The following is a 15073-nucleotide window of genomic DNA, read 5'->3' on the forward strand; positions in this document are numbered from 1 at the left end:
GTTTCCGGTGTGCTGGTGGCCGTCCTGGGGACGGTCCCGTCCGGCCAGTCCACCGGATGAGCGCCGACCGCGCAACGTTTTGCGCGACCTTCCCCCCTCAACGGGTGTCGAACCTACCCGCGCGCCTGGTCACCCCTGCGGGCGGCCGGGTGCTTCCGGCGTACTCGCGAGTACTGGAGGCCGGTGCAAAGATGGATTCGTGACCTCGGACGACAAGACGGACACCCCCACCCCCCGCGCCGGCCGCAGCGTGATCCACGAGGGACTTCCCACCCAGCTGCCGGACATCGACCCCGACGAGACCGGCGACTGGGTCGACTCGCTCGACGCGCTCATCGAGGAGCGCGGCCGCGACCGCGCCCGCTTCGTGATGCTCAAGCTGCTGGAGCGCGCGCGGGAGAAGCAGGTCGGCGTCCCTGCGCTGCGCAGCACCGACTACATCAACACGATCCCCCCGGAGCGCGAGCCGTGGTTCCCCGGCGACGAGGAGGTCGAGCGCCGCATCCGCGCGTTCATCCGGTGGAACGCCGCGATCATGGTCTCCGGCGCCAACCGTCCCGGCCTCGAGGTCGGCGGCCACATCGCGACCTACCAGTCGTCCGCCTCGCTCTACGAGGTCGGCTTCAACCACTTCTTCAAGGGCCACGACCACCCCGGCGGCGGCGACCAGGTCTACATCCAGGGGCACGCCTCCCCCGGCATCTACGCCCGCGCCTTCCTCGAGGGCCGGCTCTCCGCCGGGCAGCTGACCAACTTCCGCCAGGAGGCGCAGCACGGCGTCGGCAAGGGCCTGCCGTCCTACCCCCACCCCCGGCTGATGCCGGACTTCTGGGAGTTCCCCACGGTCTCGATGGGCCTCACTGCGATCAACTCGATCTACCAGGCGCGCTTCAACCGCTACCTGCACAACCGGGGCATCAAGGACACCGGCGACCAGCACGTGTGGGCGTTCCTCGGTGACGGCGAGATGGCCGAGCCCGAGTCCCTGGGCGCCATCCGCATCGCCGCTCGCGAGGAGCTGGACAACCTCACCTGGGTGATCAACTGCAACCTGCAGCAGCTCGACGGCCCGGTCACCGGCAACGGCAAGATCATCCAGGAGCTCGAGGCCAACTTCCGTGGCGCCGGGTGGAACGTGATCAAGGTCGTCTGGGGCCGCGAGTGGGACGACCTGCTCGCCCGCGACGTCGACGGCGTCCTGGTCAACAAGATGAACACCACCCCCGACGGCATGTTCCAGACCTACTCGGTGGAGTCCGGCGACTACATCCGCGACAGCTTCTTCGGCGGCGACTCGCGCCTGCGCAAGATGGTCGAGCACATGTCGGACGAGCAGATCCGCAAGCTCCCGCGCGGCGGTCACGACTACCGCAAGGTCTACGCGGCGTTCGACGCGGCCACCAAGCACGCCGGTCAGCCGACCGTGATCCTGGCCAAGACCATCAAGGGCTGGACGATCCCGGCGCTCGAGGGCAAGAACGCCACCCACCAGATGAAGAAGCTCACGCTTCCCGACATCAAGAAGTACCGCGACCGGCTCTATCTGCCGATGTCGGACCGCGACATCGACGAGCACTACGAGAAGCACGGCATGGCGCCGTTCTTCCACCCCGGCGAGGACTCCCCCGAGATCGAGTACATGCTCGAGCGCCGCAAGGAGCTCGGCGGCTCGCTGCCCAAGCGCGTCGTGCGCGCCAAGCCCCTCGAGCTGCCCGCCGCCAAGGTGTACGACGAGCTCAAGGCCGGGTCCGGCAAGCAGGCCGTGGCCACGACGATGGCGCTGGTGCGGCTGATCAAGGACCTGGTCAAGGACAAGGGCATCGGTGCGCGCATCGTGCCGATCGCGCCCGACGAGTACCGCACCTTCGGCATGGACTCGATGTTCTCGAGCCAGAAGATCTACAACCCGGCCGGCCAGCACTACGAGTCGGTCGACCGCAAGCTGCTCATGGCCTACAAGGAGTCCCCGCAAGGACAGCTCCTCCACGAGGGCATCTCCGAGGCCGGGGCGATGGCCTCCGCGACGGCCGCCGGGTCGGCGTACTCCACGCACGGGGAGTACATGATCCCGGTCTACCTCTTCTACTCGATGTTCGGCTTCCAGCGCACCGGCGACTCGATCTGGGCGATGGCCGACCAGATGGCACGCGGGTTCCTCATCGGGGCGACCGCCGGGCGCACCACGCTGACCGGCGAGGGCCTGCAGCACGCCGACGGGCACTCCCCGCTCCTGGCGGCGACCAACCCGGCGGTCGTGCACTACGACCCGGCGTTCGCCTACGAGGTCGGCCACATCGTGCGCAGCGGCATCGAGCGGATGTACGGCTCCACCGAGGAGCACCCCGGCGGCGAGAACGTCATCTTCTACCTCACCGTCTACAACGAGCCCTACGTCCAGCCCAAGGAGCCGGAGGGCCTCGACGTCGAGGGCCTGCTCAAGGGGCTCTACCGCGTGAGCGAGGCCCCGGAGGGCGACGGCCCCGTCGTCCAGCTCGTCGGGTCGGGCGTCGGCTACCCCTGGGCGCGTGACGCGGCCGAGCTGCTGCTCGAGGACTGGGGTGTCCGGGCCGCGACCTGGTCGGCGACGTCGTGGAACGAGCTGGCCCGCGAGGCGATCGCCACCGAGGAGCACAACTTCCTCCACCCCGACCAGGAGGCCCGCACGCCCTACGTCACCGAGGTGCTCAGCGGTCACGACGGTCCGGTCGTCGCGGTCAGCGACTTCATGACCGCGGTGCCCAACCAGATCGCCAAGTGGGTGCCGGAGGACTTCCACGTCCTCGGCGCCGACGGGTTCGGCTTCGCCGACACGCGTCCCGCCGCCCGACGGTTCTTCCACATCGACGCCCAGTCCGTCGCCGTCGCCGCGCTCACCGCGCTGGCCCAGGCCGGCGAGATCGAGCAGAGCGTCGTGGTCAAGGCGTTCGAGAAGTACCGCATCGACGACCCCACCGCCGTCTCCGGGGTCAAGCAGGAGGGCGGCGACGCCTGACCCGCCCCGCGGCCGCCGCCCGTCCCCCCAGCTGTCAATCGGAGGGGCGGTCGGTCGCGGCGGGGGCCGTCAGGCGATCGTGACGACCCGGCTGTCGGGGATCACGACGCCCGCGGGGGCGCCGTTCTTCAGCAGCGCCCGCCAGCGGCCGCGGTGGTGGGTCGCGGGCTGGGTGGTGCGGATGAACCGCTCGAGGGTGCTCACCACCAGCTCGGGGTCCTCCTTGTGCGGGAAGTGCCCGCAGCCGGGGGTGATCGTGACGCGCACCCCGGGCGCGACCGACCTGATCCGGGCCGCGTGGGTGGCGGGGATGACCTGGTCGTCCTGGCCCCAGATGAGGCACAGCGGCATCTCCTGGGTCAGGTAGGCCCGGTCGACCATCGTGATGATCTGGCCACGCAGGTCGACGCACGCGCGGACCACGTGCGCGAGCGCCCGGCGGGAGCGGGGGTCCTTGAGGTGCTCGACGATGTCGGCGATCTCGCCGAGGTCGCGCAGCACGGGGTGGCCGGTGCGCTTGAGCCCGCGCAGCGAGCCGGTGACGGCGTGACGGACGCCGGGCAGCGTCGCCAGCCCCATCGCGGTGTGGAAGCCGGGCAGGGTCACCGCCCGGATGATCGGGGTGACCTCGCGGCCGAGACCCCCGGGTGCGATCAGGGCGACGCGCTCGGTGCGCTCGGGGAACTGGTAGGCGAACTGCATCGCGACGCCACCGCCGAGGCTGTGACCGACGACCGTGACCCGGTCGATGCCCAGGACGGTGAGCAGGTCGCGCATCCCGTTGGCGTAGCCCCCGACGCTGTAGTCCGCCCGCGGCTTGTCCGACCGGCCGTGCCCGAGGAGGTCGGGGGCGATCACGGTGTGGCGGCGCGCGAGGCGCCGGATGATCGGGTTCCACGTCGTGTGGTCGCACGCCATGCCGTGCAGCAGCAGGATCGCCGGGCCGCTGCCGGCCTTGACGAAAGCGCGGCGGTGGCCGTGGATCGTGACGTACTGGACCTCGAGCGGGTCCTCGGTTCCACGCATCCCAGCACAGTAAGGCTGCGTGACGCGTCACGGGAACATGTTCCAGGTCACATGTCCGTCTCGCGGGCTCACCGCTCTAGGCTGGTCCACGTGAGCAGCAGCGGGCGCCCCCCGGCGCGCACGCGGGCGCGGGTCGTGCGCCGGATGCAGCGCGCCGTGCCGGCCCTCACCAAGACCACGATGGCCCGGATGCAGGCCGAGATGGACTGGTTCGAGGAGCTCGACGCCGAGCAGCGGTCCTTCGTCTCGATGGTCCTGCAGGCGGGCTACAGCCAGTTCATCGAGTGGTACGACGACGCGCGCGACCGGGAGACCGCGCGCGCCACCCCGCCCCTGAGCGCCGCCGTGTTCGGCACGGCCCCCCAGTCCCTCACCGGCTCGATCACCCTGCAGCAGACCGTGCAGATGATCCGGCTGAGCATCGAGGTCGCCGAGTCCGAGCTCGCCGCGGTCGTCGACCCCGACCACGCGGCCGGCGTGCAGGCCGAGATCCTGCGCTACGGCCGCGAGCTGGCCTTCGCCACCGCCGACGTCTACGCCCACGCCGCCGAGATGCGCGGGGCCTGGGACGCGCGGCTCGAGGCGCTGGTGGTCGACTCGATCATGCGCGGCGAGGCCGACGAGAACATCCGCACCCGCGCCTCCGCCCTGGGCTGGCACGGCACGGGTGACGTCGCGGTGATCGTCGGACCGGCCCCCTCCGACGGCAGCAGCCCCGAGGCCGTGGTCGACCAGGTGCGTCACGCGGCCCGGGCCGCGGGTCTCGAGGCGCTCGGCGCGGTCCAGGGTGACCGGCTGGCTGTCGTGGTCGGCGGGGTGTCGGACCCCGACAAAGCGGGCGCGGTGCTGGCTCCGCACTTCGATCACGGCCCGGTCGTCGTCGGACCGCTGGTCGACGACCTGCTGCGAGCCCACCACTCCGCGGCCGAGGCCGTGGCCGGCCTGCACGCCGCCGCGGGCTGGCCGACGGTCGCCGACACGGTCACCAGCGACGACCTGCTCGCCGAACGCGCGCTGGACGGGGACCCCGCGGCCCGTCGTACGTTGGCGGAGACGGTGTGCGCGCCCCTGAACGCAGCGGGGCCCGACCTGATGCTCACGCTCACCTCCTACCTCGACCAGGGCGGCTCGATCGAGGCCACGGCGCGCGTGCTGTTCGTGCACCCCAACACGGTGCGCTATCGGCTCAAGCGGGTGATGGACGTCACCGGCCTCGCGCCGGCCGACGCGCGCCAGGCGTTCACGCTTCGCGTCGCGGTCGTCCTCGGCCGACTGGCGAGTAACCAGCGCTGACCCGCCTGACTTGTCGGGTTCCCACAAAGATGGACGTGCCATCTTCGTCGGCGTCGGAGTCGGATCCGGGGGGTCCTCCGGGGCAAGGTAGAAGCATGCTCGTCATCGTCGCTCCCGGTCAGGGAGCCCAGAAGCCCGGCTTCCTCACGCCCTGGCTGGAGGACCCCGCGTTCGCCGCCCGCTTCGAGTGGCTCTCCGCCGTCGCCGACCTCGACCTCGCCCACTACGGCACCAAGGCCGACGAGGACGCCATCCGTGACACCGCCGTCGCGCAGCCGCTCCTGGTCGCCACCGGCCTGGTCGCCGCGCTCAGCCTGTTCCCCCACCCCGCGGACGCCTTCGACAGGATCGGCGCGGTCGCCGGCCACAGCGTCGGCGAGCTGGCCGTCGCGGCGGGTGCCCGCGCGATCACCGCCGAGCAGGCGATGGTGCTGGTCCGCGAGCGTGGCAAGGCCATGGCCCGCGCCGCCGCCGCGACCCCGACCAGCATGACCGCGATCCTCGGTGGGCAGCGCGAGGAGGTCCTGGCCAAGCTCGAGCAGCACGGGCTCACCGCTGCCAACGACAACGGCCCCGGCCAGGTGGTCGCCGCCGGCACCGTCGAGCAGCTCGCCGCCCTCGCCGCGGACCCGCCGGCACGGGCGCGCCTCATGCCGCTGTCCGTGGCCGGCGCCTTCCACACCGAGCACATGGCCCCGGCCGTCGCCCACGTCCGCAGCCTCGCCCGCGCCGTGTCGACCCACGACCCCCGCACCCGCGTGATCTCCAACTACGACGGCCACGTCGTGCACGACGGCCGCGAGGTGCTCGAGCGCATCGTCCAGCAGATCGCCCGCCCCGTGCGCTGGGACCTGTGCCTGGAGACGATGCGCGACCTCGGCGTCACCGGCATCCTCGAGATGCCGCCCGCCGGCACGCTCACCGGCATCGCCAAGCGGGCCCTCAAGGGCGTGGAGACCTTCGCGCTCAACGGCCCGGAGCAGCTCGACGACGCCCGCGAGTTCGTCGAGAAGCACGGCACCCCGTCGCCGATGGACGCCTCCCCGACGTGGCGGATGCTCGTCTCCCCCACCAAGGGCACGTTCCGCCAGAGCCTCGACCTCGCCGAGGGCGCCTCGGTCCCGGCACAGGCCACGATCGGCGCGGTCGCCACCCTGCGCGCGGAGACCGCGGTCACCGCGCCGTACGGCGGCACGATCGTCGAGTGGCTGGTCAGCGACGGCGACCCGGTCTCCCCCGGCCAGCCCCTCATCCGCCTCCACCCCGTGCAGGCGTCCTGATGAACGCTCCTGCCGAGGCGACGCTCCTCGGGCTCGGTGTCTACCGGCCCCGACGGGTCGTGCCCAACGCCGAGATCGTCGAGGCGATCGACTCCTCCGACGAGTGGATCCAGCAGCGCTCGGGCATCCGCTCGCGCCGGTGGGCCGGCGACGACGAGTCCGTCCAGATGATGTCGGTCTCGGCGGCCCGTGACGCCATCACCGCGGCCGGCCTCGAGCCCGGCCAGGTCGACGCCGTCATCGTCGCCACCGTCTCGCACCTCATGCAGACCCCCGCGGTCGCGCCCGCCGTCGCCCACGAGCTCGGGCTCGAGCGCCCGGCCGCCTTCGACATCAGCGCCGCGTGCGCGGGCTTCTGCTACGGACTCGGGCTCGCCCGCGACATGGTCCGCGGCGGGAGCGCCCGCCACGTGCTGGTCATCGGCGTCGAGCGGCTCTCCGACATCACCGACCGCAGCGACCGCGGCACGGCGTTCATCTTCGCCGACGGCGCGGGCGCCGTCGTGGTCGGACCGGCCCCCGAGGGCACGGCCGGCGTCGGGCCCGTCGTCTGGGGCAGCGACGGTGAGCAGTTCGACCTGATCCGCCAGCGCGAGGACTGGCGCGACGTGGTCGCCTCCGACGACCCGGCGATGCCGCACCTGGTCATGCAGGGCAACGCGGTCTTCCGCTGGGCGGCCTTCGAGATGGGCAAGGTCGCCGCCGAGATCCTCGACCGCAGCGACCTGACCCTCGACGACATCGACGCCTTCGTGCCCCACCAGGCCAACCGGCGCATCACCGACGTGATGGCCCGCTCGCTGCACCTGCCCGAGCGCATCGCGGTCGCCCACGACATCGTCGACCAGGGCAACACCTCGGCAGCCTCCGTCCCGCTCGCGCTGCACCGCCTGGTCAGCGAGGGCGCGGTCCAGCCCGGGCAGCGGGCGCTGCTCGTCGCCTTCGGCGCCGGGCTCGCCTACGCCGGCCAGGTCGTCACGGTCCCACCCACCGTCCGCTGACCCCCCGATCTCCGCGCCACCGTCGTCGCGGCACCCCTGATCCGCACCCACGAAGAAACCACCTCACGAAAGGTTCATCACCATGACCACCGCCACTGACATCCGCGCCGAGCTCGCCGAGATCGTCGAGGAGATCGCCGGCGTCCCCGCCGACGACGTCCAGACCGACAAGGCCTTCGTCGCCGACCTCGACGTCGACTCCCTGTCGATGGTCGAGATCGTCGTCGCCGCCGAGGAGAAGTTCGGCGTGCGCATCCCCGACGACGAGGTGAAGAACCTCAAGACCGTCGGCGACGCGGTCAGCTTCATCGAGAAGGCGCAGGCTGCCTGAGCCATGACTGACACCCGTACTGGAACCGACCCGGGCACCCGCGTCCTCGTCACCGGCCTGGGCGCCACGTCCCCCGTCGGAGGAGACGTCACCGCGACCTGGTCCGCCCTCGTGTCGGGCCAGTCCGGGGTCGGCGTCCTCAAGCAGGACTGGGCCGCGGACCTCGGCGCGCAGATCGCCGCCGAGGTCGCGGTCGACCCCACCGACGTCCTCGAGCGGGTCAAGGCCCGCCGCCTGGACCGCTCCGGCCAGCTGGCGCTGGTCGCGGCGCTGGAGGCCTGGCGCGACGCGGGCTTCTCCCTCGCCTCGGACGAGGGGTCCGCGGACGGGCCCGACCCGCTCCGGGTCGCGGTCGCCTGCGCCTCCGGCATCGGCGGGGTGCAGACCCTGCTGAGCAACTACGACCAGCTGCTGGCCAGCGGCCCGCGTCGGGTCTCGCCCCTGGCGATCCCGATGCTCATGCCCAACGGTCCCGCGGCCAGCATCGGCCTGGCGATCGGCGCCCGAGCCGGGGTCCACACCCCTGTCTCCGCGTGCGCGTCGGGCAACGAGGCCGTCGCCCTCGGCATCGACCTCATCCGGCTCGGCCGGGCCGACGTCGTCGTCGTCGGCGGCACCGAGGCCGCCGTACACGCCCTGCCGATGGCCGCCTTCGGCCAGATGCGGGCCCTGTCCACGCGCAACGACGAGCCCGAGCGCGCCTCGCGCCCGTGGGACAAGGGCCGGGACGGCTTCGTCCTCGGCGAGGGCGCGGCCGTGCTCGTGCTCGAGTCCGAGGCGCACGCCACCGCGCGCGGCGCCAAGGTGTACGCCGAGGCCGCGGGCGCCGGCATCACCGCCGACAGCCACGACATCGCGCAGCCCGACCCCTCGGGCGCCGGGGCGACCCGGGCGATGCAGCTGGCCCTGGCCAACGCGGGCCTGCAGGCCTCCGACATCGGCCACGTCAACGCCCACGCCACCTCGACCCCGCAGGGCGACGTGGCCGAGGCCGCGGCGATCCGGCAGGCCCTCGGCTCCGCCGCCGACCAGGTGGTGGTGACCTCGACCAAGTCGATGACCGGCCACCTCCTCGGTGCTGCCGGCGCCCTCGAGTCGGTCGCCTCGGTCCTGGCCCTGCGCGACGGGACCGTGCCGCCGACGATCAACCTCGAGGACCCCGAGGACATCGGCCTCGACATCGCCACCACGCGCCGGCCGATGCCCGCAGGCAAGGCCGTGCTCAACAACTCCTTCGGCTTCGGGGGACACAACGTGGCCGTCGCCTTCCTCCCCGTCTGACCGACGGGACCGCGCCCCACCACCGAGATCTGGAGACCCCATGACGCTCACCGCTCCCCCGACCGGCTCGGCGCCCCCGGCGCCGCGCGCGCCCAAGCCGCCCCGCGAGGAGGACCCCCGCAACCCGGTCCACCGCCTCCCCGCGCTCCTCGACGAGGGGTCGCTGACCTTCCTCGGACCGGACACGCTGTCCGGCATGCGTGCCGCCACCGGCACGATCGACGGCCAGCCGGTCGTCGCCTTCTGCTCCGACGTCACCGTGATGGGCGGCGCGATGGGCGTCGACGGCTGCCGCGTGGTCGTCGAGGCCTACGAGCGGGCCGTCGCGGACGGCGTCCCGATCATCGGCCTGTGGCACTCCGGCGGCGCGCGTCTGCCCGAGGGGGTCCGCTCGCTGCACGCCGTGGGCGAGATCTTCCACGCGATGACGCTCGCCTCGGGTCGCATCCCGCAGATCTCGGTGGTGCTCGGCCCGGCCGCCGGCGGCGCGGCGTACGGTCCCGCCCTCACCGACGTGGTGATCCTCGGCCCCGAGGGCCGCATCTTCGTCACCGGACCCGACGTCGTGCGCTCGGTCACCGGCGAGGACGTCGACATGGCGCGCCTCGGCGGACCTGAGCCGCACGGCCGCCGCTCGGGCGTCGTCCACCTGCTCGTCGACTCCGAGGAGGAGGCGCTGGCCCAGGCCCGCGACCTCGCCTCGCTCCTCGGCGACCAGGGCGAGATGGACCTGCAGGCCGTGGCCGACCGCGACCTGTCCCAGGCCCTGCCCGACAACCCCAAGCGCGCCTACGACGTCCACCCGCTGGTCGAGCAGGTGCTCGACGAGGGCACCGCACGCGAGCTTCACGGTCGTTGGGCCCCCAACGTCGTCACCGCGCTGGGCCGCCTCGGTGGCCGCACCGTCGGCGTCGTGGCCAACAACCCCCTGCGCCTCGGCGGCTGCCTCGACAGCTTCTCGGCGGAGAAGGCAGCCCGCTTCGTGCGCATGTGCGACGCGTTCGGGGTGCCGCTCGTCGTGCTGGTCGACGTACCCGGCTACCTGCCCGGCGTCGGTCAGGAGTGGGACGGCGTCGTACGACGGGGCGCGAAGCTGCTGCACGCGTTCAGCGAGTGCACGGTGCCGCGGGTGACGCTGGTGACCCGCAAGGCCTACGGCGGTGCCTACATCGCGATGAACGCCCGCGCCCTGGGGGCGACCCGCGTCTACGCGTGGCCCGGCGCGCAGGTCGCCGTCATGGGCTCGGTCGCCGCGATCCGCATCCTGCACCGGCGCCGGCTGGCGGAGGTCCCGCCGGACCTGCGCGAGCAGACCGAGCAGGAGCTGGCCGACGAGCACGACAAGATCGCCGGGGGCGTCGAGGCCGCGATCGAGCTCGGCGTCGTCGACGAGATCGTCGACCCCGCGGTCACCCGCTCCTCGATCGCCGGTGCGATCGTCGAGGCGCTCCGGGCCGGGCCCGTCCGCGGGCGCCACGGCAACATCCCGCTGTAGCCGCTGGGTGCGGTTTCACTAGGTACCTAGTGACCTTGGTGCTCCCCGAGCGAAACTTCGCTCGGGGAGCACCAGTTTTCCCGCAGGTACGACGGGACGCCGGCTCAGGCCGCGGCGCGACGCATCGCGCGCCGGATCCGAGCGACGAGCTGGGCCGGGTCGGCCAGGTCGGCCCACGTCACCCGGATCACGATCCATCCGGTGGCCTCGCGGATCCGGTCCTCTCGCTTCTTCTCCCGGACGACGGCGTCGGCGGCCGACTCGCCCGGCCGCAGGTGCTTCTCGTACTTCACCTTGCCGTCGAACTCCAGGATCACGCCCAGCTCGGGCCAGGCGAAGTCCACGATGCCGAGGAGCACCCCGCCCTCCCACACCTCGTACTGCGGATCGGGCCGAGGGAGGTTGGCCCGCCAGAGCAGGTGAGCGGTGCGGTCCTCGCCCACCGAGGCGTGCCGGGCGTCGGCGAGGCTCACGACGACCTGCAGGCCGAGGCTGTCCGGCCAGTGCTCGGTGGCGGCCCGTCGTTCTTCGACCTCCTCGATCCCGCACAGGCCGAGCCGCAGGACCGAGTCGACGGTCACCAGTCCCTGCTCGACACTCAGCAGTGAGGCCGACTCCACCGCGGCGCGTGCCGGCCCGACGACGGGCAGCCCGCGGATGACCTGGATCTCCGATGCCGGGAGCGCACCCTGGTGGTGGATCAGGTCGCCGGCGTGGCGGCCGTGCTTGCCGTCGGCACGCGTGAGGTGGACCTCACCGAGCCCGACCTTCCACAGGTCGAGCCCGTGCAGGACGGCAGCCGTGTGGTGGCTGAAGGCGATCCGCTCGCCGTGGGTGCGGTGGATCGCCCGGGCCGTGACCACGTGGCGCTCCCGCTGGTCCGCGGTCGCCCAGAGCTCGCCCGCGACGTACGCCCCGTGGCGCACCTTGACCAGCTCCCCGGACCGCACGGCCCGCTTCAGTGCCGCGTCGGACATCCCGGAGGCGATCGCCTCGCGCCGCAGGAAGATCGGGATCTCGTCGGTCTCGGGGTGGTCGAACGTCATCTTCATGGGCGGGAGCCTGCAGCGTTCCTGCCCCGCCGTCGTACGGCGCGGCGCCACCGGTGGAGCGAGAGGGAGTCTCCTGACCTGGGGACCGGAACCGGCTCCGCCGCCCTCGGACCGCGGCAGAACTGTCACTCCCCGAGCGAAGTTTCACTCGGGGAGTGACAACGTCACTAGGTACCTAGTGAAACTGCACCCCAGCGCCGTCAGACGACCTGGTGGAGCCAGCGGACGGGGGCACCGTCACCGGCGTGACGGAACGTCTCCAGCTCGTCGTCCCACGGCTTGCCGAGGAGGCGGTCGACCTCGACCTCGAGGGTGGTCTCGCCCAGGGCCGACTTGACCATCGCCGCCTTGAGGCGGTCCTCGGGGATCATCAGGTCGCCGTGCATCCCCGTCACGGCGTGGAAGACCCCGAGCGCGGGGGTGGAGGAGAAGCGGGCACCCTCCGCGCCGGGTGAGGCGTCCTCGGTGACCTCGAAGCGCAGGTGGTTCCAGCCGCGCAGGGCGGAGGTCATGGCGGCGGCCGTGCCGGCGTCGCCGAGCCAGGAGTACTCCGCCCGGTAGGTGCCTGCCTGGGCGGGCTGGGGGGTCCACTCCAGGCTGACGGCATGGTTGAGCACCCCGCCGAGCGCCCACTCGATGTGGGGGCACAGCGCGGACGGCGCCGAGTGGACGTAGATGACGCCCCTGGTCGCAGGACGTGAGCTCATCATGGGCCTCCCTGTTGATCCGGCGTCGAGGTACGCCTTCCCCAGCGGTCTCGGTTCGGATCGGGGCGGGAGCCCCAGGTCGTGCTCACAGCAGATGGAGTTGTCTCACACCCATGTTACTCACATCCGTCACACGGATCACCCGTACCACACGAAATGACCCATCCGGTTCAGAGGAGCCGCTCGAGGATGTCCTCGACCATGGCCATGCCGATCAGGTGGGACTCCCCCTCCAGGGTGAGCAGCTCGGCGTGCGGCAGCCGTGAGACGCAGTGCTCGCCGTGGCGCCACGGGACGATGTGGTCGGCGTCGCCGTGCCACCAGCGCACCGGCGCGGTCACGTCGCCGAGCTCGAAGCCCCAGTGGCGGGTGAACAGGAGCAGGTCGGCCAGCGGCGCGCTGATCTGCTTGCGGGACCCGTTGACCAGGTCGTCGAGGAACATCGCCTTGAACTCCGGCCGACCCAGCACCCGGCGGTCCCCCGCGGGCTGGGCGACGCGGTAGAGGTCGAGCCCGGCGCCGGCGAAGGGCCGCACCACCCGGATCGCGTTGGTCAGGGCGAAGCTGAGCGGCAGCCGGCCCACCCCGACCAGCGGCGCCAGCGGCCGGGCCAGGCCCACCGCGCCACCGGACACCGCGTCGGGGCCGACGGTCGGGGCCACCCCGCCGAGCACCTCGATGCCGAGCACGCGGTCGGGCATCGCCGCGCTCGTCGACAGCGCGTAGGGGCCACCCCCGGACAGCCCGATCGCGTGGAACTGCCCCACTCCCAGGGTGTCGGCCACGATCTCGAGGTCGCGGGTCCAGTCGAGGACGTCGTCGTAGACGTGGGCCGTCGACCACCCGATGCCCGGCCGGTCGATGCCGATGATGCGCAGGTCGTGCTCGTCGGCGAGCGCCCGCGCCTCGACCGGGATCTGCCGTCGGGCCCCCGGGGTGCCGTGGAACCAGAAGACCGGCCGCCCGTGCGGCGTACCGAACGAGGCGAAGCCGAGCCGGCGGTCCCCCCGGACGGTGATCTGGCCCTCCAGGCGTGGTCGGGCCACGGTCACTCTCTCGCGCATGGCGGCATCCTCCCCCACGCCCCACGGCGCACGCCGCCGTCCGGCGGCCCAGGGGTGCCGGACGGCCATGGCGCGGCCCGCATCCAGGGGGTTAGACCGGTGGTATGGCGGACCTGACCACCCCTGAGCAGCAGGCCGACGCCGTCGATGGCGGTGAGCTCAAGCGCGTCATGGGGCCACGGCTGCTCCTGCTGTTCATCGTCGGCGACATCCTCGGCGCCGGGGTGTACGCCGTCACCGGCGACATCGCGGGCAACGTCGGGGGGCTGGCATGGCTGCCCTTCGTCCTCGCCTTCGCGGTCGCGGCGGTGACGGCGACGTCCTACATGGAACTGGTGACCAAGTACCCCCAGGCCGCCGGCGCCGCGCTCTACACGCACAAGGCCTTCGGGCTGCACTTCGTGACGTTCCTCGTCGCGTTCGCGGTGGTGTGCTCCGGGATCACCAGCGCCTCGACCTCCTCCCGGCTGCTCGCGGCCAACCTGCTCGCCGGGCTCGACGAGATCCTGCCCGTCGGCCTCCCGACCGGGGACGCCGCCGGCCTCGTCGTCGCACTGCTGTTCATGGTCGTGCTGGCGCTGGTCAACCTGCGCGGCGTCGGCGAGAGCGTGAAGTTCAACGTCGTGCTGACCATGGTCGAGATGTCCGCGCTCGCCGTCGTCATCGGGATCGGGATGTACGCCGTGGCGCAGGGCAAGGCCGACGCCTCCCGCGTGCTCGACTTCGAGACGCCCGGGGGCACCGGGGCGTTCACGGCCATCGCCGTCGCGACCGCGGTGGCGTTCTTCGCGATGGTCGGGTTCGAGGACTCGGTCAACATGGTCGAGGAGACCGAGGACCCGCAGCGCACCTTCCCGCGCGCGATGTTCACCGGGCTCGCGATCGCCGCCGCCATCTACGTGCTGGTGGCGGTCGCCGTCGTCGCGGTCCTCTCCCCCGCGCAGATCGCCCGCTCCTCCGAGGGCGAGACCGGCGTCCTGCTCACTGCGGTGAAGGCCGGCATGCCGTCCTTCCCGGTCGACTCGGTCTTCCCCTTCCTCACCGTCTTCGCCGTCGCGAACACCGCGCTGATCAACATGCTGATGGCCAGCAGGCTGGTCTACGGCATGGCCAAGCAGGGCGTGCTGCCCTCGGCGCTCGGCAGGGTGCTGCCCCACCGCCGGTCCCCCTGGGCGGGGATCGTGTTCACCACCGCCCTCGCGCTCGTGCTCGTCGTGGTCGTCTCCCAGCTCGCCGAGAGCACGGTCAGCTCGTTGGCCGGCACCACCGGGCTGCTGCTCCTGGTCGTCTTCGGCGTCGTCAACACGGCCGCGTTCGTGCTGCGCCAGGACCCGGGCGACGAGGCCTCCTTCCGCGCCCCGGTGTGGGCTCCGGTGGTGGGGGCCGTGGCCTGCCTCTTCCTCGCGGGGCCGTGGGCGCGGGACTCCGAGGACTGGGTGCAGTACCAGATCGCCGCAGGCATGGTCGGCCTCGGCGTGGTGCTCTGGCTGGCCACCTGGCTGACCCGCCGTGGCCGTTCGGCCCCCGCCCCGGCCCAGGGGCCCTAGGCCG

Annotated in this window: 12 protein-coding genes; 8 read left to right on the forward strand and 4 right to left on the reverse strand. The window is 72.4% G+C overall.

Going from position 1 to position 15073, the window contains the following annotated elements; translation table 11 throughout:
• Positions 1-199: 199 nt before the first annotated feature.
• The gene (gene aceE, locus J2S63_RS01565) at positions 200-2992 is read left to right on the forward strand and encodes a pyruvate dehydrogenase (acetyl-transferring), homodimeric type (protein ID WP_374725095.1); all 2793 of its coding nucleotides are present in this window, start codon (positions 200-202) and stop codon (positions 2990-2992) included.
• A gap of 69 nt (positions 2993-3061) precedes the next feature.
• Here aceE and J2S63_RS01570 read toward each other — a convergent pair whose 3' ends face one another.
• Positions 3062-4018 (reverse strand): alpha/beta fold hydrolase, encoded by a 957-nt coding sequence (locus J2S63_RS01570; RefSeq protein WP_310297704.1) that lies wholly within the window; start codon positions 4016-4018, stop codon positions 3062-3064.
• Positions 4019-4108: 90 nt separating this feature from the next.
• Between J2S63_RS01570 and J2S63_RS01575 the strand changes: the two genes are divergently transcribed.
• From J2S63_RS01575 to J2S63_RS01600, 6 genes are all read left to right on the forward strand, one after another.
• On the forward strand, positions 4109-5311 hold the full coding sequence (locus J2S63_RS01575; protein WP_310297707.1) for a PucR family transcriptional regulator: 1203 nt from the start codon (positions 4109-4111) through the stop codon (positions 5309-5311).
• Positions 5312-5406: 95 nt separating this feature from the next.
• Positions 5407-6591: an acyltransferase domain-containing protein gene (locus J2S63_RS01580; protein ID WP_310297710.1), complete on the forward strand. Its 1185-nt coding sequence runs from the start codon at positions 5407-5409 to the stop codon at positions 6589-6591.
• Complete coding sequence (locus tag J2S63_RS01585; RefSeq protein WP_310297713.1) at positions 6591-7592, forward strand: beta-ketoacyl-ACP synthase III; 1002 nt, start codon at positions 6591-6593, stop codon at positions 7590-7592. The genes J2S63_RS01580 and J2S63_RS01585 overlap by 1 nt, the downstream gene beginning before the upstream one ends.
• Before the next feature lie 82 nt (positions 7593-7674).
• Positions 7675-7923 (forward strand): acyl carrier protein, encoded by a 249-nt coding sequence (locus tag J2S63_RS01590; protein ID WP_310297716.1) that lies wholly within the window; start codon positions 7675-7677, stop codon positions 7921-7923.
• A gap of 3 nt (positions 7924-7926) precedes the next feature.
• Positions 7927-9204 (forward strand): beta-ketoacyl-[acyl-carrier-protein] synthase family protein, encoded by a 1278-nt coding sequence (locus J2S63_RS01595; protein WP_310297719.1) that lies wholly within the window; start codon positions 7927-7929, stop codon positions 9202-9204.
• 40 nt (positions 9205-9244) lie between these two features.
• The gene (locus J2S63_RS01600; RefSeq protein WP_310297722.1) at positions 9245-10699 is read left to right on the forward strand and encodes an acyl-CoA carboxylase subunit beta; all 1455 of its coding nucleotides are present in this window, start codon (positions 9245-9247) and stop codon (positions 10697-10699) included.
• 104 nt (positions 10700-10803) lie between these two features.
• On the opposite strand, the gene J2S63_RS01605 is transcribed toward J2S63_RS01600, so the two are convergent.
• The 3 genes from J2S63_RS01605 to J2S63_RS01615 all read right to left on the reverse strand — a co-directional run bounded on the left by J2S63_RS01605 (position 10804) and on the right by J2S63_RS01615 (position 13522).
• The gene (locus J2S63_RS01605; protein ID WP_310297726.1) at positions 10804-11751 is read right to left on the reverse strand and encodes a type IV toxin-antitoxin system AbiEi family antitoxin domain-containing protein; all 948 of its coding nucleotides are present in this window, start codon (positions 11749-11751) and stop codon (positions 10804-10806) included.
• Between the two features lie 200 nt (positions 11752-11951).
• Positions 11952-12458 carry a DUF3145 domain-containing protein gene (locus J2S63_RS01610; RefSeq protein ID WP_310297729.1) on the reverse strand — a complete coding sequence of 169 codons (507 nt, stop codon included), beginning with the start codon at positions 12456-12458 and terminating at the stop codon, positions 11952-11954.
• A 170-nt stretch (positions 12459-12628) separates the two neighbouring features.
• On the reverse strand, positions 12629-13522 hold the full coding sequence (locus tag J2S63_RS01615; RefSeq protein ID WP_310297732.1) for an alpha/beta fold hydrolase: 894 nt from the start codon (positions 13520-13522) through the stop codon (positions 12629-12631).
• Positions 13523-13626: 104 nt separating this feature from the next.
• Between J2S63_RS01615 and J2S63_RS01620 the strand changes: the two genes are divergently transcribed.
• Positions 13627-15069 carry an APC family permease gene (locus tag J2S63_RS01620; RefSeq protein ID WP_310297735.1) on the forward strand — a complete coding sequence of 481 codons (1443 nt, stop codon included), beginning with the start codon at positions 13627-13629 and terminating at the stop codon, positions 15067-15069.
• Positions 15070-15073: the final 4 nt, after the last annotated feature.

This window comes from Nocardioides marmoribigeumensis, from assembly GCF_031458325.1.
Taxonomy (GTDB): Bacteria; Actinomycetota; Actinomycetes; order Propionibacteriales; family Nocardioidaceae; genus Marmoricola_A; species Marmoricola_A marmoribigeumensis.

Coding starts and splice junctions, on each gene's coding strand:
- J2S63_RS01570 (WP_310297704.1), bottom strand. CDS start 4,018: ATGCGTGGAACCGAGGACCCGCTCGAGGTCCAGTACGTCACGATCCAC.
- J2S63_RS01580 (WP_310297710.1), top strand. CDS start 5,407: ATGCTCGTCATCGTCGCTCCCGGTCAGGGAGCCCAGAAGCCCGGCTTC.
- J2S63_RS01585 (WP_310297713.1), top strand. CDS start 6,591: ATGAACGCTCCTGCCGAGGCGACGCTCCTCGGGCTCGGTGTCTACCGG.
- J2S63_RS01590 (WP_310297716.1), top strand. CDS start 7,675: ATGACCACCGCCACTGACATCCGCGCCGAGCTCGCCGAGATCGTCGAG.
- J2S63_RS01595 (WP_310297719.1), top strand. CDS start 7,927: ATGACTGACACCCGTACTGGAACCGACCCGGGCACCCGCGTCCTCGTC.
- J2S63_RS01600 (WP_310297722.1), top strand. CDS start 9,245: ATGACGCTCACCGCTCCCCCGACCGGCTCGGCGCCCCCGGCGCCGCGC.
- J2S63_RS01605 (WP_310297726.1), bottom strand. CDS start 11,751: ATGAAGATGACGTTCGACCACCCCGAGACCGACGAGATCCCGATCTTC.
- J2S63_RS01610 (WP_310297729.1), bottom strand. CDS start 12,458: ATGAGCTCACGTCCTGCGACCAGGGGCGTCATCTACGTCCACTCGGCG.
- J2S63_RS01615 (WP_310297732.1), bottom strand. CDS start 13,522: ATGCGCGAGAGAGTGACCGTGGCCCGACCACGCCTGGAGGGCCAGATC.
- J2S63_RS01620 (WP_310297735.1), top strand. CDS start 13,627: ATGGCGGACCTGACCACCCCTGAGCAGCAGGCCGACGCCGTCGATGGC.